Origin of the sequence: Amycolatopsis sp. FDAARGOS 1241 (assembly GCF_016889705.1) — a bacterium.
Lineage (GTDB): Bacteria > Actinomycetota > Actinomycetes > Mycobacteriales > Pseudonocardiaceae > Amycolatopsis.
This window is the reverse complement of record NZ_CP069526.1, coordinates 6,187,556-6,210,232: the sequence shown is the minus strand read 5'-3', so window position 1 is coordinate 6,210,232 and position 22,677 is coordinate 6,187,556. Positions and strand designations below refer to the sequence as shown.

21 protein-coding genes and 1 pseudogene are annotated in these 22,677 nt (G+C 72.4%); 4 read left to right on the top strand and 18 right to left on the bottom strand.

The window, feature by feature from the left end:
• Positions 1 to 268 precede the first annotated feature (268 nt).
• Both I6J71_RS30425 and I6J71_RS30420 read right to left on the bottom strand, forming a co-directional pair.
• Positions 269 to 796, bottom strand: a complete 528-nt coding sequence (locus I6J71_RS30425) for a YceI family protein (protein ID WP_204090008.1) — start codon at positions 794 to 796, stop codon at positions 269 to 271.
• Positions 793 to 1,395, bottom strand: coding sequence for a hypothetical protein (locus tag I6J71_RS30420; protein ID WP_204090007.1), 603 nt, complete (start codon positions 1,393 to 1,395; stop codon positions 793 to 795). Before I6J71_RS30420 ends, I6J71_RS30425 begins: the two co-directional genes overlap by 4 nt.
• Before the next feature lie 117 nt (positions 1,396 to 1,512).
• Between I6J71_RS30420 and I6J71_RS30415 the strand changes: the two genes are divergently transcribed.
• On the top strand, positions 1,513 to 3,477 hold the full coding sequence (locus tag I6J71_RS30415; protein ID WP_370541993.1) for an AAA family ATPase: 1,965 nt from the start codon (positions 1,513 to 1,515) through the stop codon (positions 3,475 to 3,477).
• Positions 3,478 to 3,684: 207 nt separating this feature from the next.
• The gene (locus I6J71_RS51205; protein ID WP_370541992.1) at positions 3,685 to 4,263 is read left to right on the top strand and encodes a LuxR C-terminal-related transcriptional regulator; all 579 of its coding nucleotides are present in this window, start codon (positions 3,685 to 3,687) and stop codon (positions 4,261 to 4,263) included.
• A 272-nt stretch (positions 4,264 to 4,535) separates the two neighbouring features.
• Here the strand turns inward: I6J71_RS51205 and I6J71_RS51200 are convergent.
• The 5 genes and pseudogenes from I6J71_RS51200 to I6J71_RS30395 all read right to left on the bottom strand — a co-directional run.
• A pseudogene (locus I6J71_RS51200) lies at positions 4,536 to 4,631 on the bottom strand (hypothetical protein); the annotation flags it as partial.
• Positions 4,632 to 4,677: 46 nt separating this feature from the next.
• Positions 4,678 to 4,854 carry a hypothetical protein gene (locus I6J71_RS49110; RefSeq protein ID WP_239154009.1) on the bottom strand — a complete coding sequence of 59 codons (177 nt, stop codon included), beginning with the start codon at positions 4,852 to 4,854 and terminating at the stop codon, positions 4,678 to 4,680.
• 539 nt (positions 4,855 to 5,393) lie between these two features.
• Entirely contained in the window at positions 5,394 to 6,149 is a 756-nt protein-coding gene (locus I6J71_RS30405; RefSeq protein WP_204090006.1) for a hypothetical protein, read from the bottom strand.
• Positions 6,150 to 6,261: 112 nt separating this feature from the next.
• Entirely contained in the window at positions 6,262 to 6,510 is a 249-nt protein-coding gene (locus tag I6J71_RS30400) for a hypothetical protein (RefSeq protein ID WP_204090005.1), read from the bottom strand.
• An 84-nt stretch (positions 6,511 to 6,594) separates the two neighbouring features.
• On the bottom strand, positions 6,595 to 7,176 hold the full coding sequence (locus I6J71_RS30395) for a TetR/AcrR family transcriptional regulator (RefSeq protein ID WP_204090004.1): 582 nt from the start codon (positions 7,174 to 7,176) through the stop codon (positions 6,595 to 6,597).
• Positions 7,177 to 7,274: 98 nt separating this feature from the next.
• On the opposite strand from I6J71_RS30395, the gene I6J71_RS30390 reads away from it, so the two are divergent.
• Positions 7,275 to 8,165: a TIGR03854 family LLM class F420-dependent oxidoreductase gene (locus I6J71_RS30390; RefSeq protein ID WP_204090003.1), complete on the top strand. Its 891-nt coding sequence runs from the start codon at positions 7,275 to 7,277 to the stop codon at positions 8,163 to 8,165.
• On the opposite strand, the gene I6J71_RS30385 is transcribed toward I6J71_RS30390, so the two are convergent.
• Complete coding sequence (locus tag I6J71_RS30385) at positions 8,162 to 9,685, bottom strand: MDR family MFS transporter (RefSeq protein WP_204090002.1); 1,524 nt, start codon at positions 9,683 to 9,685, stop codon at positions 8,162 to 8,164. The two genes, I6J71_RS30390 and I6J71_RS30385, sit on opposite strands and share 4 nt — an antisense overlap.
• 113 nt (positions 9,686 to 9,798) lie before the next feature.
• On the opposite strand from I6J71_RS30385, the gene I6J71_RS30380 reads away from it, so the two are divergent.
• A complete protein-coding gene (locus I6J71_RS30380) occupies positions 9,799 to 10,953 on the top strand; it encodes a DUF1015 family protein (RefSeq protein WP_204090001.1) in 1,155 nt (384 codons plus the stop codon).
• 562 nt (positions 10,954 to 11,515) lie between these two features.
• Here I6J71_RS30380 and I6J71_RS51195 read toward each other — a convergent pair.
• The 10 genes from I6J71_RS51195 to I6J71_RS30330 form a co-directional block, all read right to left on the bottom strand.
• Positions 11,516 to 11,719, bottom strand: a complete 204-nt coding sequence (locus I6J71_RS51195; RefSeq protein ID WP_204090000.1) for a hypothetical protein — start codon at positions 11,717 to 11,719, stop codon at positions 11,516 to 11,518.
• Between the two features lie 402 nt (positions 11,720 to 12,121).
• Positions 12,122 to 13,102 (bottom strand): amidohydrolase family protein, encoded by a 981-nt coding sequence (locus tag I6J71_RS30370; protein ID WP_204089999.1) that lies wholly within the window; start codon positions 13,100 to 13,102, stop codon positions 12,122 to 12,124.
• A 12-nt stretch (positions 13,103 to 13,114) separates the two neighbouring features.
• The gene (locus tag I6J71_RS30365; protein WP_204089998.1) at positions 13,115 to 14,002 is read right to left on the bottom strand and encodes a PaaX family transcriptional regulator C-terminal domain-containing protein; all 888 of its coding nucleotides are present in this window, start codon (positions 14,000 to 14,002) and stop codon (positions 13,115 to 13,117) included.
• The gene (locus I6J71_RS30360; RefSeq protein ID WP_204089997.1) at positions 13,954 to 15,318 is read right to left on the bottom strand and encodes an MmgE/PrpD family protein; all 1,365 of its coding nucleotides are present in this window, start codon (positions 15,316 to 15,318) and stop codon (positions 13,954 to 13,956) included. The genes I6J71_RS30365 and I6J71_RS30360 overlap by 49 nt, the downstream gene beginning before the upstream one ends.
• Positions 15,302 to 17,050, bottom strand: coding sequence for a hydantoinase B/oxoprolinase family protein (locus tag I6J71_RS30355; protein WP_204089996.1), 1,749 nt, complete (start codon positions 17,048 to 17,050; stop codon positions 15,302 to 15,304). Before I6J71_RS30355 ends, I6J71_RS30360 begins: the two co-directional genes overlap by 17 nt.
• Positions 17,047 to 19,110: a hydantoinase/oxoprolinase family protein gene (locus I6J71_RS30350; RefSeq protein ID WP_204089995.1), complete on the bottom strand. Its 2,064-nt coding sequence runs from the start codon at positions 19,108 to 19,110 to the stop codon at positions 17,047 to 17,049. Before I6J71_RS30350 ends, I6J71_RS30355 begins: the two co-directional genes overlap by 4 nt.
• Positions 19,111 to 19,135: 25 nt before the next feature.
• A complete protein-coding gene (locus I6J71_RS30345) occupies positions 19,136 to 19,942 on the bottom strand; it encodes an ABC transporter permease (RefSeq protein ID WP_204089994.1) in 807 nt (268 codons plus the stop codon).
• Between the two features lie 4 nt (positions 19,943 to 19,946).
• A complete protein-coding gene (locus I6J71_RS30340; protein ID WP_204089993.1) occupies positions 19,947 to 20,774 on the bottom strand; it encodes an ABC transporter permease in 828 nt (275 codons plus the stop codon).
• Positions 20,771 to 21,550, bottom strand: coding sequence for an ABC transporter ATP-binding protein (locus I6J71_RS30335; protein ID WP_204089992.1), 780 nt, complete (start codon positions 21,548 to 21,550; stop codon positions 20,771 to 20,773). Before I6J71_RS30335 ends, I6J71_RS30340 begins: the two co-directional genes overlap by 4 nt.
• 13 nt (positions 21,551 to 21,563) lie before the next feature.
• On the bottom strand, positions 21,564 to 22,550 hold the full coding sequence (locus I6J71_RS30330) for an ABC transporter substrate-binding protein (RefSeq protein WP_204089991.1): 987 nt from the start codon (positions 22,548 to 22,550) through the stop codon (positions 21,564 to 21,566).
• Positions 22,551 to 22,677 lie beyond the last annotated feature (127 nt).

Sequence of the window (22,677 nt, the reverse complement as noted above, 5' to 3'; positions counted from 1 at the left end):
AGAATGGAGTCGGGACGCCCCCGGGGTGTGCTGCACAACCGCGCGACGGGAGTGCGCCTGCTTGCGGCGATGACTCATGAGCGGGCCATCGGTCCTCAGTCGATGCCCGGGCTCGGTCGGAGGCAGCGAAATCACCTGGCACCCTGCTCGGCATCCACCGCTGAACACCACACACGACGACTTTGCGGAAAACGCCCGCTCGAGGAGGGCGGCGGCTTGCCCGGCCGCGGGCGCTGCGCACCGGGCAGGCCCACCGGTCCGAGCGCGGTCAGCCGGCAGGGGGTGCGACGAGCACCGCGTCGATGGTGATCTCCACGTAGCGGCCCACCACTGCGCGTGGTGCGCGCATGCCGAGCGGCGCCCGGTCGAGCGTGGCGTGAGCCTGGACGCGAACGGAGGCGCGGGTGGGGGCGCCGGGGCGAGTGACGGTGAGCGTGAGCGGGCACGAGGTGCCGCGAAGGGCCACGAGGCCGTGGGCCTCCCAGCCGTCGGGCGTGGTCCGGATGTCGGCGGCGGTGAAGGTCATCAGACGGTTCGCGGAGCAGCCGAGCCAGGTGGCGCTCTGCAGGTCGCGGTCGCGGCGGGTGATGCCGGTGCGGATGGCCGTCAGGTCGAGTTCGGCCCGCACGGTGGCCGGCGTGCCGGCGGAGTTCACGTGCACCGTCGCGGCCCGAACGGGGATCGTACCGTGCACGAGGTGGAAACCGAGCTTGCGCACGGTGAACGCGGCCGATGTCCATCCGGTGCGGACGGTCCAGGTGCCGGGACGCAGGCGGGTGGTGGTGGGCGTGCTCATCGGGTACCTCCGAGGGTGACGTCGGCGGGCAGGGCGTCGTGGAAAACGCGGTGCAGGTCGATCCGGTCGGGTCCGGTCAGCAGCGCCAGGTCCTCGCCCGGCAGCAGCTCGGTGGCCAGCACCGCGCGCTGGATCGCTTCGATCGCGGTGACGGACTCGGCGAACCCGAGCACGAGCGCCGCGCCGTCGGCGCCGCGCAGGACGAACACGGGGCCGGCACCGGGCACCTGCCGGGCCGCCGGCCAGACGCGTTGGGTGCCCGCGAAGGACTCGGCACGCACCCGCGCCGCGTCGCGCGGGCCGGCGAACCAGGTTGCCTGGGCGTAGCGCGGCGCGCCGGGTGCGAACTCGGCTTGGACGACGTCGAACACGTCGGTGTCGAGCCATGTCGGGCCGGTCGCGGTGTGCGCCGAAGCCTCGGCCGCCGCGGCGGCGTCGGGCCAGAACGCCACGGCGGCGCCGTGCACGCCGGCCACCTGGCCGAGCACGCATCCGCCGAGGGGTGCCGGATCGTGGTGCAGGTCGGCGGCGAGGGCCGGGCCCCAGCCGTCGCTTTCGCCGGCGGTGGCGCGCCGGAACTGGTGGACGGTGGCGTACATGCTGTTCCTCCAAAAATCGGGACGCCGTTCACCTTCCGGCTCACGGGCGATCCGGACATCAGTGCCAGTACGCAGCCGGACCACTGAAACCGGGCACCGACGCGCATACTTCGGAGCGTGAGTGGCACGGAGCCGTTCGTCGGCCGGGCCGGGGCGCTCGCCGACCTGCGCGGCCGGTTCGCGGCCGGCGCCGCGGGCACGGGCGCGCTCGTGCTGCTCGGCGGGCCCGCCGGTATCGGCAAGACGACGCTCGCCGGAGCCGCGACCGAAGGTCTGTCCACGGTCTGGGGCCGCTGCGTCGACGACCCCGGCGCGCCGCCGTTGTGGCCGTGGCGCCGCGTGCTCGCCGCGCTGCCCGAGGTGGCCGCCGAGGTCACGCGGGCCCTCGGTGAGCTGGACGAACACGCCGGTACCGACCTCGTCGCCGCGCGGTTCCGGTTCGTCGCCACGGCGGCCGACGCCCTCGTCGCGGCCGCCGAACCCGCCGGGCTCGTCGTGGTGCTCGAGGACCTGCACTGGGCCGACGAAGCGTCGCTGCGGCTGCTGCGCCACCTCGCAGGCGAGCTGCGCCGCTCGCGGCTCGTGGTGCTCGCGACCTACCGCGACACCGGCGCGGCCCTCGACGCTGCGCTGCCCGGCCTGCTCGGCGGCCCCGCCACCCACGCCGTGACCGTCACGCCGCTGGCCGAACCCGACGTGCGCCGGTACCTCACCGAGGTGGCGGGCGCGGCCGTCGGCGACCGCGAAGTGCGCGATGTGCTGCACCGCTCCGGCGGCAACCCGCTGTACCTGCGCGCGGTCGCCCGCTCGGCCGGGTCCGGCGGCGGGCAGGCCGAGCTGCGCCACCTCGTGCGCACGTCCCTGGCCGGGCTTGCGCCGCAGACCCGGCAGCTGGTCGAGGTCGCGGCGGTGCGGGGGGAGGAGGTGGACGCGGCGGTGGTCGCCGACGTCACGGGCCGGCCGGTCGCCGAGGTCGTGCCGCTGCTGGACGATGTGGTGCGGGCCGGCGTGCTCGTGCCGGTCGCGCCCGGCCGTCGCCGCTTCGCGCACGCGGTGGTGCGCGACGGTGCGTACGAAGACCTGGACCAGGGCGTGCGGGAAGCCTGGCACGCCAAGGCCGCCGCGGCCCTCACCCCGCGCGCCGAGTGCGACGCGGCGCACGCCGGCGTGGTCGTCTCCCACTGGCTGCGCGCGGCGGCCGATCCGGAGTCCCTCGCGCGCGCGGCCGACTGGGCGGTGAGCGCCGCGCGGGAAGCGACGCGGACGCTCGCGTTCGCCGAAGCCGCGCGCTTCCTGACGTTCGCCGTCGACGCGGTGCGGCGCGCCGGCCGCACCGACGGGCTCGCCGGGTTGCTCCTGGACCTGGCGAGGGCCGAGTACCGCTCGGGCAGCTTCGCCCTCGCGCTCGACCACGCCGAGCTGGCGGCCAGGCGCGCGTCCGGCCCCGGGACGGACGCGGAGGCCGCGCTCGTCGTGCAGGACCTCTCGGCGCCCGAGTTTCTGCCGCGCCTGGGAAAGCTCGCCCGAACCGCGCTCGCGGGCGACGTGCCGGACGCCGTGCGCGTCCGGCTGCTCGCGCAGGCGGCCTCCGTAGCCGCAGACGGCGGCAACACCGGCGATGCCCCCGAGCGAGCCGACGAGGCCCTCGCGCTGGCCGGGCGCACGGGTGACGACGAGGTGCTGCTCGACGCCGTCCGCGCGCGGTTCAAGATCCTGCCGATCGAGCTGCCGCTCGAAGAACGGCTGCGGCTGGGCTCGCTGGCCGTGCGGCTCGGCGAGCGGCAGCCGCTTTCCGCGCTGCGGGGCCACAAGTGGCGCATCGACGCCGCGCTCGAACCGGGGCGATGGCGGTGGTCGACCAGGAGGTCGCGGCCGTCACGGCGCTCGCGGCGACGACCCGGCTGCCGTTGGTGCGCTGGCACGACCTGCGGCTGCGAACGTCGGTGCTCGCGTTCCGCGGCGCCTTCGCCGAAGCGCGTGAGCTCAACCGGCAGGCGGCCCGGGTCGCGCGGACGGACCTGGCCGACGACCGCTCGGCCGCCGGGATGTCGTCCGCGTTCACCCTTCAGCTCGCGCTCGTGACCGGCGACGCGAGCGACCTCGACGCCTCGTACGACGCGCAGCTGGCGATGGTGCCGATGGTGGCCATCGCCGTGGTGTCGCGCCCGCTCATCCACCTGGCGCGCGGGGAGCGCGACGCCGCGCGTTCGACCTACGAAGCCGCGCTGCACGTGGTGCGGCAGGACGGCTCAGCGCTCCGGGCGGGCGGCGTGGGGCCCGCCCACCCTGGTGGTGCTGGCCGAGGCGTTCGGCGACGTCGAGACCGCGCGCTGGCTCGAGCCGGCGGTGCGCGACGACTCACTCGCCATGTCCGGCGGCGCCGGCATCTTCTGCTCCGACTGCGGCACGAGCTGGCAGGCCCGGCTCGCCGTGCTCCTCGGCGAGCTTGACGACGCCGCGCGGCTGTTCGGAGAGGCCATCGCGACGGACGTGCGGGTCGGCGCGCGGCCGTTCGTCGTGCAGAACCGGCTGCGGCTGGCGCAGGTGCTCGCACAGCTGGGCGAGCCGGGCCGGGCGCGGTCGCTCGCGCGGCAAGCCCTCGAAGAAGCCCGCAGGCTCGTGATGCCGGGCCCCGCGGGTGCCGCCGAGTCGCTGCTGGCGAAGCTGACCGACGCCGGCCCGCTGACCCCGCGGGAACGCGAGATCGCCGCCCTGGTGGCCGACGGGCTCGCCAACCGCGCGATCGCCGGGCAGCTCGTGCTCTCGGAGCGCACGGTGGAGAGCCACGTCCGCAGCATCCTCGCCAAGCTCGGCCTGGCGAATCGCACGGAGATCGCCGCCTGGACCCACCGCGGCGGTGGTGGGTAACCAACCCACGGACCGGACCGGGGGCAACGGGCACAAACGTTCGTGTACGGCTCTTGTACAGCCGCGTTCCACGATGGAGCAGCTCGGCCCGGGACCGGAGTGGACACCGGTCTCCCGAGCCGAAGGCCTCCTTCCGGCCCCCATCCGGGAGGGGGCCTTCGCCACGGGCGGGCATACCGCGCGAGGCTCAGAACTCGATGATCAGGCGTCCGCTCACCGCCGGCCTCGAGCCTGCGGTGAGCCTCGGCCGCCTGCTCCGGCGGGAACCGATCCGCCACGCGCAGGGTCAACGCGCCCGCTTCCGCCAGGTGCCGCAGCAGGTCGAGCTTGTCCGGGCGCTCGTCGGACGCGTGAACGAAGGCGATCACCAGGCCGACGCCACGCTCCGCAGCCGCCTGCCTCAGCGTCTCTTGTTCAGGCGAGGTGCGGACCAGCGCCAGGGAGCCAATGGGGCCGTACGTCGTCGAGCAAGGGCGCGCCGAGCAGCGCCGCGTCCACAGTCGCGTCGGCGCCGCCAGGGGCGAACTCGCGGATGCGCTCGGCGACGTCGGCGCCCCGCGCGACGACTTCGTCCGCACCGAGCCGCCGCACCAATTCGGTGTCGCCAGGAGATGCGTCGGCAAGCACGCGGTGGCCGCGGCTTTCGCCAGCTGCACGGCGTATCCGCCGACCGCTCCGGCTGCACCCGTCACGGCCGGCGTGCTGCCCGGCGCAAGCCGCAGTTCGTCGAGGGCGTGCAGTGTGGTCAGCCCGTTCATGGGCAGCGTGGCGGTCTCGGCGTGGCCGGTCCCGGCCGGCGCGCGCACGACCGACGCGGCGGGCAGGACGACCCGTTCCGCGTATCCGCCGCCCGCGGGCCGGGTCGGGTTCACCATCGCCATCACGCGGTCGCCGACGACGAGGCCGGTCTCCGTGCCAGGGCCGAGCTCGTCGACCGTGCCGGCGATGTCCAGTCCGCGGATGATCGGCCGGTCGTCGCGGGGCCGGACGGGGGGAAGCGCCCACCCTGATCAGGGTGTCGGCCGGCGGCGCGCACCCGGACGCGGACTTCGCCCGGTCCGGCGTGGGCTTCGGGCAGCACGGCGACCGAGAGCACCTCGGCCCGCTGAACCTCGTCAGGCCGATCGCCCTCACGCGACCACCCCCGTGCGCCGGTCCCGGCTGATCCCGGTGGCCGAGGCGCGTTCGACGGCGTCGATGAGCCGGTGCCGCTCGAGGGCGTGTGCGAAGTCCGGCACGGTGCGGGTGTTCCCGGCCAGGTCGCCGGCAACGGCGGCGTACAGGTGTGCCACGTTCGCTGCGGCTGTGCCCGCCGGCTCGGCCGGTGCGTCGCCGGTGCAGGACGCGGGCACCGCGAGCGGCGACGCGCTCGTCTCACCACCGCAGCCGCCGGCCGGCGTCAGACAAGCCACCTGCATGTTGCCCCAGGCCGAGGTGATGACCAGGTCGCCGTCGGTTCCGTTGATGTCCCACCGGAAGTTCTCGCCGCGGGACGTGCCGCCGTGGTAGAACACCGATGCGGCGGCGCCGCCGGCCGGCGTGCCGATCACCGACACCTGGTCGGCCACGGTCACCGGGACGATCGTGCCGTCCTCGCTCACCCGCGCTTCCTTGCCGCCGACGACGACGAGATTGGCGGCGACCGCTTCGCACTCGCCGAGCACGAAGTGCAGCGGGTCCAGCGCGTGCAGCGTCGGCGAGGTGAGCGGGGACGCGCCGTTCGTGTTGTCGGACCAGTAAGCCTGGCTGCGCGTGGGAACCTCGCCGCCCCAGACCATTCCGGACCCGACCATCGTGGTCCCCAGCACCTCGCCGACGAACCCGTCGCGGACGAGATCGCGGGCGTAGCGGACTTCGGGTGCGTACCGGCCCTGCAACCCGATCACAGTGCGGACCCCAGCGCGGCCGGCCGGGTGGCGAGGTCTTCGGCCTCGGCGAGGCCGGCGCCCAGCGGCCATTCGCTGCAGACCATCTTCCCCGCCGCGAGAGCGGCCGAGATCAGCTCGTGGTGTCGGTGACCTTCACCGACCCGACGATCAGGTTCACACCGGGGTGGGCGATGAGGTCCTGGTGGCCGGGGTAGCCGGGCACGCCGAACTTCGGCGAGGCTTCCTCCGCCGAGCTGCGCCGCGACGTGCTGATCGCGCGCAGCCCGAACGCCGGCGCCGCAGCGACGGCCGGCAGGTGCGACAACGACGCCCAGCCGCTGGTGCTGCCGCCGATCACGCCCACTCCGATCGGGTCCATGACTCGCCTATTTCTTGGTTGACTGTTACAGAATTTCGGGACGACAAGGCGCCTGGTCAGTCGAGCCGGGCGGTCGAAACCGGGTCAGCCCAGACAGGTCAGCGCGACCTCCGCCGACCTCGTGAGCGCGTCGCGGTCGGGGTCGATCGCGCCCATCACGCGAAGCCCCTGCAGGCTCGTCACCAGGAATGCGGCGAGGTCGGCTGGACCGCGGTCGCCGGGGATCCGCCCGCGCAGCTGACCTTCGGCGAGAACGTCGAACAGCGCCAGCTCCAGCGCGCGAGTGGTGGCCTTGAGCCGTTCGGCGACGCGCTTGTCGTCGCGGGCTCGCTCCATCGCCCCGGCGACGATGAGGCAGGCCAGGCGCCGGCCGTCGGCCGCGATGTCGCCGACCGTCGACAGGAAGACCTCGCGGATCACCGCGCGGGCGTCGCCGTGTGTTCGCAACAGATCGATCAACGGCACGGCGTAGCGCTGGCGGTAGAGGTCCAGCGCCGCCAGGTACAGCCCGTCCTTGCTGCCGAAGGCGGCGTACAGCGACCCGCTGCCGACGCCCGTCGCCTCCGTGAGATCGCGCATCGACGTGCCCTCGTAGCCCTTGCGGCGAAACGCCTCCATCGCCGCGGCCACGGCTTGGCCGGTGTCGAACTCCCGGGTGCGTGCCATGAGCACACGCTAGCGGTATCTGGAATGATCGTCAAAGAATTCGTCGTCGAGATGGTGGCACCCTTGAGCAGGACGACCCGAACCGGAAGGAGCACGCGTTGGGCGAGGAAGTGAAGATCCGGCTGGGGGTCGCGCCGGCGCCGGGGACCGGGGCCGCGGAGTTCGCGGGTCTGGCGGAAACGCTGGAGGCGGCCGGGATCGACTCGCTGTGGCTGTCGGAGCTGGTGTACGCGCCGGAGGTGGACCCGGTGGTCGGGATGGCCCACGCGCTGGCGCGCACGTCGAAGCTGAAGGTGGGCACGGGGGTCGCGATCCTGCCGGGCCGCAATCCGGTGCTCGTCGCCAAGCAGCTGGTGACGCTGGCCGGGCTGGCGCCGAAACGCGTGCTGCCGGTGTTCGGGCTGCGGCCCGCCAACGCGGCGGAGCACGACCTGTTCCCCGTGCCCGGCAAGCGCGCGGCGGTGTTCGACGAAGCGCTCACGCTGCTGCGACTCCTGCTGGAGCAGGACGACGTGCACTTCGCCGGCGAGTTCTACCACGTCGACGGCGTGACGATCGGGCCACGGCCGGCGAAGCGGCTCGACGTGTGGCTCGGCGGCAGCGCGCCCGCCGCGTTGCGCCGCGCCGGACGGTTGTCCGACGGCTGGCTCGGCAGCTTCCACTCGCCCGAGCAGGCCCGCGCCGCGCGGCTGGCGATCCAGGAGGCGGCCGCCGAAGCGGGCCGCGAGATCGAGCCCGACCACTTCGGCCTGAGCCTCGTCGTGGCGAGCGAAGGTGTTGCCGACCAGCTGCTCGCTGTCGCGGCGAAGCGCCGGCCCGGAACGCCGGTGACGGACCTGGTCGCCACGAGCTGGGCCGAGGCGCGGCGGTTGCTGGAGCAGCACATCGACGCGGGGCTGTCGAAGTTCGTGATCCGGCCCGGCCATTCGGGGGACTACCAGCGGTTCCTCGACGGCTTGCACCGCGAGCTGCTGCCGCTGCAGAACTAGAACTCCAGCTGCTCCGTCTTGCGCGGCATCAGGGCCAGCGCGACGAGGCTGAGCACACCGACCACGACGACGCCGACGAACACGTTGTGCGTCGCGCCGGTGAGCGAGTCGCGCACGAAGTTCGCGGTGGGCGAGTGGTCGTCGCCGCCGAGGACGAGGCTCGTCGCGTCGGAGCTGTCGGGCAGGCCGGCGACGCCGGTGGGCGGGTGGGCGAAGCGGCCGGCGAGGGTGGCGTTGGCGATGGCACCGAACACCGCCGCGCCGACCGCGCTGCCCAGGGACCGGCCGAACATGTTCGTGGCCGTGACGACACCGCGGCGTTCCCAGCCGACGCTGGACTGCACGGCGACCACGGTGGGGCTCGACGCGAGACCGAGCCCGAGCCCGAGCAGGAACGCGGCGCCGGCGACGAACCAGATCGAGGTGCCCTCGCCGAGCAGCGTGGTGAGCGCGCCGCCACCGAGGATGAACACGGCGCCGATCAGCGCCGTGTCGCGGAAGCCGATGCGCATGTAGAACCGGCCGGAGAACGACGCGGCGAGCGGCCAGCCCACCGACATCGCGGCCAGGGCGAACCCGGCTGTCAGCGCGTCCTCCCCGAGCACGCCCTGCGCGTACGTCGGCAGGAAGGAGCTCATCCCCATCAGCGTCGCGCCGACGACGAGGGCCACGAGCGTGCCGCCGACGAGCGTGCGCCGGGTGAACACCCACAGCGGCAGCACCGGTTCGGGAGCGCGGCGCTCGGCCAGCACGAACCCGGCCAGCGCCAGGACGGCCGCGGCGAAGATGACGATGCTGGGCACCGAGGCCCAGCCCCAGGCAACCCCGCCCTCCAGCAGTGCGAGGATCAGCAGCGTGCAGCCCCCGGTGAGCAGGGCGGCGCCCGAGTAGTCGATGCGGTGGCGGCTGCGCTCCACGCGTTCGGTGAACTTCCGGTACAGCATCCACGCGGCGACCGCGCCCAGCGGCAGGTTGACGAAGAAGATCCACCGCCAGCTCAGGTACTCGGAGAACACGCCGCCGAGCGTCGGGCCGATCACCGACGCGACGGCCCACACGCCGGCGACGTAACCCTGCACGCGGGCGCGTTCCTCGACGGTGTAAAGGTCACCCACCATCGTCATGCTGATCGGCTGGACCGCGCCGGCGCCGATGCCCTGCACGGCGCGCGCGGCGATGAGCACCGGCATGCTCCAAGCGGCTCCGCACAGCACCGAGCCGAGCAGGAACGCGGCGATGCCGAAGAACATCACCGGGCGGCGACCGAGGACGTCGGCGAACTTGCCGTAGAGCGGCACGGTGACGGCCTGGGTCAGCAGGTAGACCGAGAACAGCCACGGGAACTGGGAGAACCCGCCCAGATCGCCGACGACCGAGGGCACCGCGGTGGCGATGATCGTGCTGTCGAGTGCGACGAGCCCGGTGCTCAGCATCACCGCGGCGAGCACCGGCCCGCGCTCGGAGCGCAGGCCGACAGCCGTTTTCGTGGTCGCCGGCTTCTCGGCGGCGGGGGTGCTCATCGCGTGGCGCTCCTCGGGGTGCCCATGGCGGGGGACAACTGTTTCGCAACGGTAAGCATTCCACGAACGAGTGACTGCCGGACAGGCTTCACCCGACCGGCCATGATGAGGGGATGGACACGTGGGTGCGGCCGATCCGCCGCGGGTGGGTCGTGCGCGACGAGGTGCCGGGGCCCGACGTCGACGAGTTCGCCGAGCCCGACGCCGTCGTCGCCGCCCTGGCCGCCCCCGGTGCGGCGGGGGACACCCTGCTGGCCGTGCAGCACCCGGCGCGCACGCCGGCGGCGCTCGCGCGCGGTCTCGACCTCCAGGCGGCGCTGCCGTCGGCGCGGGCCGCGCTCGCCCGCATCCGATCGCGCCACTACCGGTCGATGGCGGGGTTCGTGGCGCCCTACCGCATCGAAGGCATGGACGGCACCGCCGTCGGGGTGTTGTGCCTGGTCGACGTCCGCGAACTCACCGCGGGTGGCTCGCACGTGCGGCACACGGAGGACGTGTACCCGCACGTGGTCGCCGAGCGTGCCGCCGTGCTCAGCGGCCTCGGGTGCGCCACGAGTGCCGCGCTGCTGGTGCCTTCGAGCGGTGGTGAGGCCTTGACGGAGGCGGTCTCCGAGGCGAGCGCGGGCCTCGGCCTGCCGGACGTGTCCACTGTGGATCAATCGGGCCGTCGCCACGAGCTGTGGGTGGTGCCCTCGGGCACGCTGCAGGAACGGCTGCTGCACGCCGCGTCCGCCGCCGACCTCCTCGTCGCAGACGGTAACCACCGCGTCGCCGCGGCCGGGCAGACGGGCTCCTTGCTCGCCCTCGTGACCGCCGGCCCGCAGCTGCGGATCGGCGCGATCCACCGCGTGCTGACCGGCACAGGCCTGTCGTCGTCTGCTCTGGCGCACGCCTGGCGCGGGGTCGGTCTGGACGTCGCCCCGACGACCTCCAGTACCCCACCGGATCGGCCGGGCTCCGCGGTGGTGCTGGCGCACCCGGCGAACCTGCGCGTCACCCTGCCCCCGGCCGACGAGCTGACCATCGACCACGCCGTGGTCGAGCACCTCCTGTTCGCCCGCGCACTGGGCGTCGACCTCGACGGCCCGCACGTCCACCCGCTGCCCGCCGGCCGCCCGGCCCCACCCGGCGCGGACGCGGTGGTGCAACTCGCGCCGGTGGGCTTCGAAACGGTCCTGAAGGTCCACGCGGCGGGCCTGCGCATGCCACGGAAGGCGACGTACTTCACGCCCAAGCCCCGGGGTGGGTTGGTGCTGGCGGAGATCTGACGGTTCACCGCCCAGCGCTGGACTGTGGGTTGGTGGTGTCCGAGGTTTGGCGGTTCGACCTGGCTGTCTGGCGGGGGTGTGGGTTGGTGCTGGCGGTTTGACCGGGCTGTCTGACGGCGGGGGCGTGGGTTGGTGGTGGCGGAGGTCTGGCGGTTCGACTTACCTGTCTGGCGCGGTTGTGGGTTGGTGCCGGCCGAGATCTGGCCGTTGAACCGGCCATTCGACGCGTCGCTCTGGGTTGGTGCCGGCCGAGACCTGACGGTCCACTGTCCAGCGCTCGTCTCCGCCCACCTGGGCGCCGCATCGGGCTGTTTCGCGCAGCTCTCTCCTGGTTTTCGGGTTGTCACCACCCGATCGGGATGTGGATAGCTTTGGCCCCGGGGCCGCTTCGGCCGATTCTTGTCGGTGGTGGCCGATAGACTGGACGTGGGACGCCCCCTCAGGGAGGGCGGGGGTTTGTCCCGGCCGTCGGGGCTGTGCCGCACACAGTTGCTCGACGGTGGAGGTGTGAGTGCCTGTGTCCTGCGTTCGGCGGGTCTGCCCGGTTGAGGGTCGTGCGGATTCAATCGTTGAGTTCGGCTGCGGCTGCGGCTGCGGCTGTGTCGAGGTCGTGGGTGGTGTGGATCGAGAGGTCGGTACCTTTCGGGAGATGCTCGCGGAGCAGGTCGTCGGTGGTTTCGTTGCCGCCGCGCTGCCATGGGGAATGCGGGTGCAGAAGTAGCCGGGTATCCCGGTGGCGTCGGTGAACTGGGCTGTGCAGGAACATTTCCCTGCGCTGAGCCCAGGCCGGCGACCGCTGCGGCGACGGGCTCGGCCAGCGCCGCGGCAGCCTCGGCGCGCCGGCGTTTCGCCGTCCGACGATTGATCCCGACCCGCCGAGCCGCTTTCCCACAACGCAAAGTAGGTGCCACGCTCAGCCACAAGATGCCTGCCACGCTGGGCGAAGCTGGCGCGGCTCGATCACGATGCCCTGCGTCCCCAACAACTCCTGAGCACAGTTGCAACGATCACGAGAAACTACCGATGGCGGGGGTTAGTCCCGGCCGTCGGGGCTGTGCCGCGCACAGTCGCACCGCCTCGAGCCTGCCGCGCGCGGGTGTGGTGGATCCGTCCACCGCAGGACGGGCGGAAGCGGCGGCCGTCGTCACCGACCGTCTACACGGGACGGTCAGTCCAACGGGAACACCGACGCGGCGTTGGAGTAGATCTTCACCCGCACCTCGTCGCTCAGGCCGGCCTCGTCGAGGACCGACACGGCGGCCCGCGGGCTCCAGCACGGGTGGTCCGTGCCGTACAGGATGTGGTCGGCACCGTAGTACTCCAGGGCGGTGCGGATGGTCAGCGCCTGGGGGGCTACGGTGTCGACGAAGGTGCGCCGGAGGTAGTGCGACGGCAGGGAAGGCAGGCCCTCGATGCGGGCGTTCTTGTCGATGCGCCCCGCCTGGTAGGGGAGCAGGCCGCCGCCGTGGGTCTGGACCACGCGCAGGGACGGGTGGCGCTCCAGCACGCCGCTGAAGATGAGCCGCAGGACGGTGACGCTGGAGTCGAGCAGGCGGCCGAGCGAGCGTTGCAGGCCGTCGGCGTAACCGGTGAGGACCTCGTTGAACGCGAGGTCCGTCGGGTGGATCACGAGCGGCACGCCGAGCTCCGCGACGCGCGCGAAGAACGGTTCCAGCCGCTCCTGGTCGACGGTTTCGTCGCCGATCATCGACGGCAGGTTGACGCCGCGCAGGTCCAGTGAGCGCACGGCGTGGTCGAGCACCGCCAAAGCAGAATCGGTGTCCTGCAACGGCACCGCGGCCGTGCCGAAGAAGCGGCCCGTGTGCGACCGCTGCGCCTTCGCGATTTCCTCGTTGTACGCGTACGCCTCGTCGAGCGCTTCTTCCGCGGGCATCTGGTCGAGCATCCCGGCCAGCACGCCCGTGGTGCAGACGACGACGGTGTCCGGGCCGGTCGCGGTCGCCGCGGTCTCGAGCCCGAGGTCGAGGTCGAACCAGATGGCCGGGAGCGGGATGAAGCCGCGGCCGTCGTGGTAGCGGTACTTGTAGCCGTCGCCGACGCGTTCGGTGCGCGGGTAGGAACTCCGCGCCGCCATCGTCTCGAAGTGGGACCGGGGGAACCAGTGGAAGTGCGAGTCCACCACGCGCATGTTCGAGTCTCCTCAGCTCATCCGGTGTTCGGCCAGGATGCCGGCGAAGATCCGGTCGGCATCTCCTCGGTAGGTCTCGTGCAGGGTGCGGAACAGTTCGTGGCAGCGCGCGGCCGGCCAATCGCGTGGCAGGTGCACGGCGGGCAGCCGCGGCGTCTCGCGCAGCAGCTGCCGCCACGCCGACTCGAGGACGAGGTCGCGGCCGAGGTCGTCGGTGGCTTCGGGCACGGGGTCCGCGACGTCCCACGCGCGCAGGAACCGGTGGTAGCGCCCGGCCAGCTCGTCGAGGTGCCAGGTGCGGGAGATCATGCCCTCGACGTCGTCGAACTTCGGGTAGGCGGTGAAGACCTCGACGTGCTGGTCGACGCCGGCGCCGGGCAGCTGCGCGAGGATCGCCGAGACGTCCCGCTCGCCCGGCGCGATCCACACCCCGTCGCGCAGCAGCCCGAAGCTCTCCCACGCCAGCCGCCGCCGCAGCAGGTGGCGTTCCTTGCGGTGCGTCTCGGGCAGCGTGAACGACAGGATCGTCCACGCGCCTTCGGGTTCCGGTTTCTCGACGGTGTCGTGGAACGTGCGCTGCTGCTGTCGCCGCACCACGTCCAGCCCCACCTCCGAAGCGCGGAAGAACGCCACCCGGCCCCGGCGCGAACGCTCCAGCAGCCCGCGCTCGGTCATCCGCGACACGGTGAGCCGCGCCGCGTGCGCGGACACGCCGATCCGCGCCAGCACGTCGATGTACCCCGTCGTCGAGATCTCGGGGTTCTCGTCGAGGCAGTAGCGGCCGATCATGGTCATCAGCACGGTCTGCGGGGTCGGCGCCCGGCTCAGATCGGGTTCCGGTTGCTCGGTGGTCAGGACGAACCCCCTGTTCTCGCGCCCGCCGCCGCGTTCTCTTCCCACCTCACGAAACTACCGCCGAGCAGCGGCAGCACGTGCTCGCGCAGCGCCGAGACCCCCGAACCGGGGCGCAGCAACGACTCGGCGACCGCCCGGGCCCGCACCGGACCGAGCTCGCGGCGCGCGAGCGTGGTGAACTTCGCGACGATCTCGTGGTGCGCCAAGCGGTTCCCCGGGTCGCCCCGCGCGTCGAGCCGGTCCGCGGCCACGACGCCCGACGCGGTGGTGAGCTCGACGCGGGCCCCCCACTTCGCCGGGTACGCCGCCGTGAGGTCGTCGGCCGGCGCGACGCGCACGACCCGCGCCAGCTCCAGCACGGCGTCGTCGCGCAGCGCCGCTTCCTCGAAGTCCCACGGTGTGCAATGTCCCCGGATGGCCGCGATCGCGAGCACGAACTGAGCGCTGCCGAGCGCGCTCAGCGGTGATCCGAACGGCGGTGGGCGGTCCACGATCCCGGCCAGCTGCGCCGGCAGCAGGCAGGTGAGCCGCCGCACCTCACCCGGCCGCCAGCCGCCGGCCCGGCGCAGTTCCAGCACGGCGTCGATCGCGCCCTGCAGGTGTTTCGCGCCCGCGTGGGGTTTCAAGCTCGTTTCGGGCGTCAGGTACGGCTCGGGCAGCCCGGGGTGTTCGCGGCGCAGCGGGGAGCGCGGGTCGTCGAGGATGTCGAGCGGGCCGGTCCAGCCGGAGTCGGCGGCGAGGAACGCGGTGATCGCACGCTCGGCGGCGAACCCGGCCAGCAGGTACTTGCCGTCGGCGCGGTCGGTCGCGCCCGCGATCGAGCCGCCCGCGTGCTGCGCGGCGAGCGCGATCGCCGACGCGGTGACCTCCGGCGGCCGGTCGAGGAGCACGGAGGCCGCGGCGGCGCCGCCGAGCGGCGCCAGCAGCGCCGTCGGCCACCAGCCGCGCCGGATCTGCCGGTCGCCCCCGATCGCCGCCGCCGCGGCGAGCGCCACCTCATAGCCCGCGAGGTAGGCGCGTTCGAACTCATCGGCCGACGCGCCGGGCCGCGCGGGCAGCACGGCGAGCGTCGCCGGCAGCACCACGCAGCCCGGGCACAGCACCGAACCGCGGTGGATGTCGCCGGCTTCCCACGCGTGCGCGTACACCCCGCCGACGAACGCCGTGCGCCGCGCGGCGCCGAACTCAGGTGACAGGGTGCGCGCGAGCCCGGCCACCGAGCCGCCCAGGGTGGTGCGGCCGGCGACCAGGGCACCGACGGCGTCGGTGAGATGGGCCCGGACGGCGGCCCGGACCGCGGGCGGCACCGCCGCCGCGGCGACCGAGTGCGCCCGGGCGGCGAGCTCACCGACGAGCGACATCGGCCTGCGTGGTCCGGAGCCGCCCGGTCTCCGGCTCGTCGACGCGCCCGTCGGCCGTGAGCGCGACGCCGTAGTGCTCACGCGCGGCCGCGGCGGTCACGAACCCGTCGGCCACGTCCTCGGCGACGTCGGCGGCGGGCCGCTCCCGCGGGTCGCCCCAGCCCCCGCCGCCGGCGGTGCGGAAGGTGACCTTCGACCCCGCCTGCAGCGCCAGTCCGGTGTGCTTCTTCACGTGCTCGGGCTGTCCGCCGGGCTGCGTGACGATGGTGTCGTTGACCGCGCCCGGCTGCCCGCCGCGCAGGCCCCACGGCGGGCAGGTCGTGCGCTCGTTGGCGATGTTGGTGAACATCGCCTGCTGCGGCTCCACGTCGATTTCGAGCCCCAGCCCACCGCGGTGGCGGCCCGCGCCGCCGCTGTCGGCGCGCAGCTCGTGCCGCGTGAACACCAAGGGGTAGCGGGCTTCCTGGATCTCGATGGGGATGTTGCGCACGTCGCCCTGGCACACCGACACGCACGCGCTCGGCCCGTCGCCCACGGGACGTCCGCCCCAGCCGCCGCCGTTGATGTTGAGGCACACGAAGCGCGATCCGGTCTTCTCGTCGATGCCGTGGAAGGTGAAGCCCGACATGTCGCCCTTGTGCGCCGCGGGGACCTGGTCGGGCAGCGCGTCGGCGAGCGCGCGGATGATCGTGTCGACGACCGTGGGCAGCGAGATGCTCCATTGGCCCAGCGCGGCCGGGGACTTCGCGTTGAGCAGTTTTCCTTCCGGCAGCACCACGTGGAGGTTGCGGAACGACCCCTCGTCGACCGGGTGCGTCGGGAGGGTCAGCATCTTGAACGCGACGCGCGCGGCCGCGATCCCGCCCGACTTCCCGGAGTTCAGCGGGCCCTTGACCTGTTCGTTGATGTCGGAGAAGTCGATCGTGAGCTCCTCGCCCTTCACGACCACCTTGATGTCGAGCGTGATGCGCTTGTCGAGCACCTGCCCGTCGTTGTCCATCCAGGCCGACGCGGTGTACTCGCCGTCGGCCATCTGCGCGACCGCGTGGCGCGAGAGGCGTTCGGACTGGTTGCGCATCTCGGTGATGCACGCCATGACCGTGTCGAGGCCGTAGCGCTCGCACAGCTCGGCGATGCGGCGCTCGCCGAGGCGGCAGGCCGCGATCGCGGCGCGCAGGTCACCCAGCGAGGACTCCGGGATGCGGATGTTGTCCTTGAGGATCTGCAGCACGTCGGCGTCCCACTCGCCGGCCTTCAGCACCTTGATCGAGCGCAGCTGCAGGCCCTCGGAGTAGATGTCGGTGGTGGCGGTGGAGCCGAACCCGATGCGCGAACCGCCGATGTCGACCCAGTGGGCGCGCACGGCGGGGAACGCGACGACCTTGCCGTCGACGAAGATCGGCGTGTACACCACGACGTTGTTGAGGTGCTGGCCCGCGACGTACGGGTAGTTCATCACCAGCGCGTCGCCGGGTTCGAAGCCGTCGAGGCCGTGGCGTTCGATGCCGTCGGCCACCGACACGCCGAGGTCGGCGAGGAAGATCGGCAGGCCGCCGAGGTTCTGCGCGATGAGCTCGCCCGCGGTGTCCACGAGGCCCACGCAGTAGTCCTGGACCTCGAAGATCATCGGGTTGTAGGCGGCGCGGCGCAGCGCGGTGGCCATCTCGTCGGAGTACGCCACGAGCGCGCAGCGCACCACTTCGAGCGTGATGGGGTCGATGGTTTCGGTCATGCGGGGCTCCCCACGGAGACGACGAGCGAGAGGTCGGGGGCGACGGTCAGCGCGTCGCCGGAGTAGAAGACGACCGACGACGTGGCTTCCTGCACCACGGCCGGGCCGGTGATCCGGTGGCCGGGCCGCAGCGTCTCCCGGTCGTAGACGGGACAGGACACGGGCTCGGGGCCACCGCCGTGCAGCACGACGGGCCGGTGCTCGACCGGCTCGGGCTCGCCGGTCGCGGCTTCGGCCTCCGTGGCGGTGCCCGCAGCGGTTTCGAGCGGCAGCGTGATCACCGTGCGGACGCCGACGGCTTCCACGGTCTCGTCGGCCGCGTGGTGCCCGTAGAGCCGGTCGTGCAGTTCGTCGAACAGCGCGCGCACCGCGGAGTGGTTCGCGGTGGACAGTCCCTCGTCCGGGACCGGCACCGGGATCGTGAACTCCTGGCCCTGGTAGCGCAGTTCGAGGAAGTGCTGCAGCACGGGCGGGTGCGCCGGCTCGCCGACGTCGGCCCGCAGCCGCGCCCACGCCTCCGCGCCGAGCGCCTTGATCGTGATCGCGTACTGCTCCACAGTGGACGGTTCGAACTTCGCCAGTGCCGTGCGTGTGAGATCGTGGCGGACCTCGGAGTAGAGCATGCCCTTGGCGGAGAACTGGCCCGGCAGCACGGGCACCACGACCGTGCCGATGGTCAGTTCGCGCGCGATCGACACCGCGTGCAGCGGCCCGGCGCCGCCGGTCGCCACGAGCGCGAACGTGCGCGGGTCCTCGCCCTTCTCCACCGACACGGCGCGCACGGCCAGCGACATCTGCGCGTCGGCGATCGTCACGATCCCGCGCGCGGCCGCCATCAGGTCCAGCCCGAGCGGTTCGGCGACGTGCGTGCGGATCGCTTGTTCGGCGGCCGCGCGGTCGAGCGGCATCTCCCCGCCGAGGAACCGGCTCGCGCCGAGGCGGCCGAGCACGAGGTTGGCGTCGGTCACCGTCGGCCGTTCGCCGCCGCGGCCGTAACACGCGGGCCCGGGGGCGGCACCGGCGCTGACCGGGCCCACCTTGAGCGCGCCCGCCGGGTCGACCCACGCGATGCTGCCGCCGCCGGAACCGACCTCGACGATGTTGACCACCGGCAGCGCCATCGGGTGGCCGGTCGCGTAACCGCCGATGAAGTACCCCGGGCTGATGTCGACCTCGCCGTCCTTCACGAGGCTCGTCTTGGCCGTGGTGCCGCCCATGTCGAACGAGATCAGCCGCGGCAGGTCGAGTCCGGCGGCGAGCGCCGACGCGCCGATCACGCCGGCGACCGGGCCCGACTCCATCATCCGCACCGGGCTCTGGCGCGCGGTTTCGACGGACATGATGCCGCCGTTGGACTGCATGATGAGCAGCCGCCCGCGGAAGCCGCGGTCGGTCAGCCGGTTGGTGAGCGAATCGAGGTACCGCGACACGACCGGGCCGACGTAGGCGTTGAGCACCGTCGTCGACGTGCGCTCGTACTCGCGGTACTCGCGCATGATCTGGTGGGAAAGCGTCACGTACGCCTCGGGCCACAGCTCGGTGAACAGCCGGCCCAGCTCCAGTTCGTGCTCCGGATTGGCGTACGCGTGCAGCAGGCAGACCGCCACCGACTGAACGCCGGACTCCTTCAGCTCCGAGATCAGCTGCCGTGCGGCGGCGACGTCGAGCGGAGTGCGCACGCTGCCGTCCACCAGCACGCGCTCGCGCACCTCGCGCCGCAGCCGCCGCGGCACGAGCGGGTCGGGCTTGCCGAAGAACAGGTTGTACGGCTCGGACCGGTTGCCGCGCCCGATCTCGTAGACGTCGCGGAAGCCCTCCGTGGTGATCAGCGCGGTGGCGGCACCCGCGCGCTGCAGCACAGTGTTGATGGCGATGGTGGAGCCGTGCAGGAACAGTTCGGTGTCGGGCAGGTGCGCGCCGAGCTTGTCGAGCCCGTCCAGTACGCCCTCGGCGTGGTCGTGCGGCGTGGTCAGGGTCTTTGCGGTGCTGAACACGCCGCGGGAGTCCACGGCGGTCAGGTCGGTGAACGTCCCGCCGATATCGGCGGCGATCTGCTTCACGGGATACCTCTTCTTCGCAGGGGGTTCAGGGGAGTTCGGTGCGCCAGGAGTCGGCGAGGGATTCGAGTTTGCGGGCCAGCACGTTGAGCAGCACGCCGACGACGATCACCACGAACACCGACGCGAGCACGTCCGTGGTGCCGAGGTGGCCGGCAAAGAAGCTGATGTTGTAGCCGATCCCGCCGTCGCCCGCGAAGAACTCACCGACGACGACGCCGACGAGCCCGCGGCCGACGCCGAGGCGCAACCCGGCCATCACCGTCGGCACCGAAGCGGGCAGGATCACCTTGCGCAGCAGGGAAGCCTCGCCCGCACCGAACGACACGGCCGTGCGGATCAGCTTTTTGTCGACGTTGCGCACGCCCTGGGCCGAGTTCACGATCACCGGCACCACGGACATCAGGAACGCGATCGCGATGACGGTCGGGCTGCCGAGACCGAACACGAGCACCAGCAAGGGGAACATCGCGATGATCGGCGCCGAGTACAGCAGCCACACGTACGGCTCGACCACGTAGTCGACGTAGCGGTAGCGGCCCATCAGCAGGCCCACCGCGACCCCGGCGACGGCGGCGATGCCGAACCCGATGACCAGCTCGAGCGCGCTGCGGCCGAGGCTGCTCAGCAGCAGACCGGAGCTGATCTGGTTGCCCAGCGCGGCGGCGATGAGCGCGGGCGAGGACGTGAGGAACGGGTTCACGAGGCCGGCCCACGCGGCGATCTGCCACAGCAGCGCGACGAGCACGAGGAACCCGCCGCCGAGCAGGACCGGCATCGCCTTCTCCGGCACGCGCCGGCCGGTGGCCTGGCGGCGCGGTGTGGTGGTGGTCATCGGTTTACCTCTCCCACGACGTGGCGGCGGCACCGAGCATGCGCAGCAGCTGCGTGACGATGTACCCGAACACGGCGACCACGAGGGTCAGGAACATCAGCGTGGCGACGTCGAAGTTCTGGCCGTAGGTGGCGATCAGCTGGCCGACGCCGTCGGTGCCGCCGTAGAGCTCGGCGACGATCACGGCGATCACGCCGCGCCCCGCGCCGAGGCGTAGCCCGGCCATGATCGTCGGCAGCGCACTCGGCAGCAGGATCTTGCCGAACATCGCGCCGCCGCCCGCGCAGAACGCCCGGGCCGCCTGCACCAGCTTGGGGTCCGTCTCGCGGATGCCGGCCATCGCGTTCACCGCGATCGTGATCACCGCTTCGATGAACACCATCGCGATCTTCGACGCCTCACCGATGCCGAGCGCCAGCACCACGAGCGGCAGCAACGCCAGCGACGGAGTCACGTAGAGCGCGACCAGCGCGGGCTCGAGCGTCTGGCGGATCCGCAGCTTCCAGCCCATCAGCATGCCCACCGGCACGCCGACGACCACGGCCAGCGCGAAGCCCGTGAAGAACTCCACGAGGGTGGCCTGCGCGTTCTCCCACAGCTCACCCGAGCGCAGCAGCTCGCCGCCGGCGCGCACGATCGCCGCCGGGGTGCTGGTGAACTGCACATCCACCAGGCCCGTCTGGCCGGTCAGCTGCCACAGCGCGAGCACCACGACGACGCTGCCGAGCACGTACCGGGCGCGGATCGGCGGCAGCCGGCGCAGGCCCACGGCGCGGTGTGGCGCCGCCGCGACGACCGGGCGCGGCGGCCGCGTCCGCAGACCCTGCGTCATGACGTCACCGCTGCCTTGGCCTGCGCACCGAGCAGCAGGTCGGCCAGGTGCGTGCGGTACTTGCCGAACGCCTCGCTCGCACGCACGGCGGCGTCGCGTGGGCGGGGCAGGTCGATCTCGATCACCTCGACCACGCGGCTCGGGCTGCCACCCATCACGAGCACGCGGTCGGCGAGGAACACGGCCTCGTCGATGCCGTGGGTCACGAACAGCACCGTTTTCCGGTCCAGGTCCCAGATCCGCAGCAGCTCACCCGCCATCAGCTCGCGCGTCTGCGCGTCGAGGGCGCCGAACGGCTCGTCCATCAGCAGTACCTCGGGATCGGTGGCCAGCGCGCGGGCGATACCGACGCGCTGGCGCATGCCGCCGGAGAGCTGGTGCGGGTGGGCCTCCTCGCGGCCGGCCAGGCCGACCAGCTCGATGAAGTGCCGCGCCCGGTCGAGCCGGATGGTCTTGTCGACCCCCTGCATCTCGAGTCCGAACGCGACGTTCGCGAGGATCGTGCGCCACGGCATCAGCGACGCGTCCTGGAACACCACACCGCGGTCGGGGCCGGGTTTGGTCACAACCTGCTCGCCGATGCGGATCTCCCCGCCGGATGGGCGCAGCAGGCCGTCGGCGGCGAGCAGCACGCTGCTCTTGCCGCAGCCGCTGGCGCCGACGATCGTCACGAACTCGCCGTCCTCTACGCGCGCGTCGAAGCCGTCGACCGCGACGAACGGTCCCGCCTTGCCGGCGTAGGAGATCTGGAGGTCGGAGAAGGTGATGTCTGCCATCGGATACCTCCGCTCAGCTGGTCTTGGGCAGGAAGCGGGTGTCGAGCCACTGCGAGTCGGGCAGCCGTTTCGCGAACACCTTGCCCTGCAAGCCCATCTGCCAGAAGTCGTCCATCGCCTTCGCCGACGGCATGCGGCCGTCCGGGTAGAGCTGGTCGATCCACTCCGCCATGCTGGCCTTCGCGTCGGCGGTGCTGATCTTGAGGTTCTTGGCGATCGACTTCACCGCGTCGTCGGGCTGGTCCTTGGTCATCTTCATGGCCTGCGCCAGCGTGTCGACGAACTTCTTGGCCCGGTCGGGGTTGTCGTCGACGAAGCCCGGCTTGCTCCACGTGACGTGCATCGGGTAGCTGTCGACGAGGTCCTTGAGGTCCAGGATCTTGTTGTAGCCCGCCTTCTGCGCGTACACCGTCTGCGGCTCGGTGAAGATGTTGGCCTGCAGCTGACCCGCCTTCATGGCCGCGAGCCGCGCCGCCGAAGCGCCGCCCTGCACGACCTTGATGTCCTTGTTGGGGTCCAGGCCCGCCTTCGCCGCCGCGAAGCGCGTGAGCAGGTCGGTGGACGAGCCGATGGTCGTCACGCCCCAGTTCTTTCCCTTGCCCTGGGCCACGGTGTGGATCTCGGGCACGGCGTACCAGGAGAACGCCGTCATGTCGAAGCCGCCGTAGATGACCTTCACGTCCTGGCCGGCTTCCTCGGCGGTGAGCGGTCCGGTCAGCGAGCCGACCGCGACGTCGACGTCACCCGAGAGCACGGCCTTGGCGAGCTCGGCGTCGCCCTTGAACGTGACGGCTTTGACGGTGAGGCCGTGCTGCTTCCAGAGGTTCAGGTCGTCGGCCAGGTAGACCGGCGCGAGGGTGGTGGCCTGCACCGGCAGGCCGAGGGTGATCGTGTCGCCACCCGAGGAAGCACCGCCCGAACCACACGCGGTGGCGGCGAGGGCGAGGGCGAGCAGCGATAACGCGAGCCGGATCCGGCGGCGCAGTGGTTTCCATGGCACGGTGGGGAACCTCGATCATGTCCGGAGGGGAGACCGGGACGCGGGGAGAGCTGGAAGGAGTCCCGGGCTGAAATCGGGCGAGGTGTCGACCATGAGAAGCGTCAGGAGGTGCACCTCTTTGTGCTCC

What these genes read in the sequence shown, in the direction of transcription:
- I6J71_RS30425 (WP_204090008.1), bottom strand. Translation starts at nt 796, where the DNA reads ATGAGCACGCCCACCACCACCCGCCTGCGTCCCGGCACCTGGACCGTC.
- I6J71_RS30335 (WP_204089992.1), bottom strand. Translation starts at nt 21,550, where the DNA reads ATGGCAGACATCACCTTCTCCGACCTCCAGATCTCCTACGCCGGCAAG.
- I6J71_RS30395 (WP_204090004.1), bottom strand. Translation starts at nt 7,176, where the DNA reads ATGGCACGCACCCGGGAGTTCGACACCGGCCAAGCCGTGGCCGCGGCG.
- I6J71_RS30370 (WP_204089999.1), bottom strand. Translation starts at nt 13,102, where the DNA reads ATGCGCGTGGTGGACTCGCACTTCCACTGGTTCCCCCGGTCCCACTTC.
- I6J71_RS30400 (WP_204090005.1), bottom strand. Translation starts at nt 6,510, where the DNA reads ATGGACCCGATCGGAGTGGGCGTGATCGGCGGCAGCACCAGCGGCTGG.
- I6J71_RS30420 (WP_204090007.1), bottom strand. Translation starts at nt 1,395, where the DNA reads ATGTACGCCACCGTCCACCAGTTCCGGCGCGCCACCGCCGGCGAAAGC.
- I6J71_RS30355 (WP_204089996.1), bottom strand. Translation starts at nt 17,050, where the DNA reads ATGACCGAAACCATCGACCCCATCACGCTCGAAGTGGTGCGCTGCGCG.
- I6J71_RS30360 (WP_204089997.1), bottom strand. Translation starts at nt 15,318, where the DNA reads ATGTCGCTCGTCGGTGAGCTCGCCGCCCGGGCGCACTCGGTCGCCGCG.
- I6J71_RS30385 (WP_204090002.1), bottom strand. Translation starts at nt 9,685, where the DNA reads ATGAGCACCCCCGCCGCCGAGAAGCCGGCGACCACGAAAACGGCTGTC.
- I6J71_RS51195 (WP_204090000.1), bottom strand. Translation starts at nt 11,719, where the DNA reads ATGTTCCTGCACAGCCCAGTTCACCGACGCCACCGGGATACCCGGCTA.
- I6J71_RS30380 (WP_204090001.1), top strand. Translation starts at nt 9,799, where the DNA reads ATGGACACGTGGGTGCGGCCGATCCGCCGCGGGTGGGTCGTGCGCGAC.
- I6J71_RS30345 (WP_204089994.1), bottom strand. Translation starts at nt 19,942, where the DNA reads ATGACCACCACCACACCGCGCCGCCAGGCCACCGGCCGGCGCGTGCCG.
- I6J71_RS30340 (WP_204089993.1), bottom strand. Translation starts at nt 20,774, where the DNA reads ATGACGCAGGGTCTGCGGACGCGGCCGCCGCGCCCGGTCGTCGCGGCG.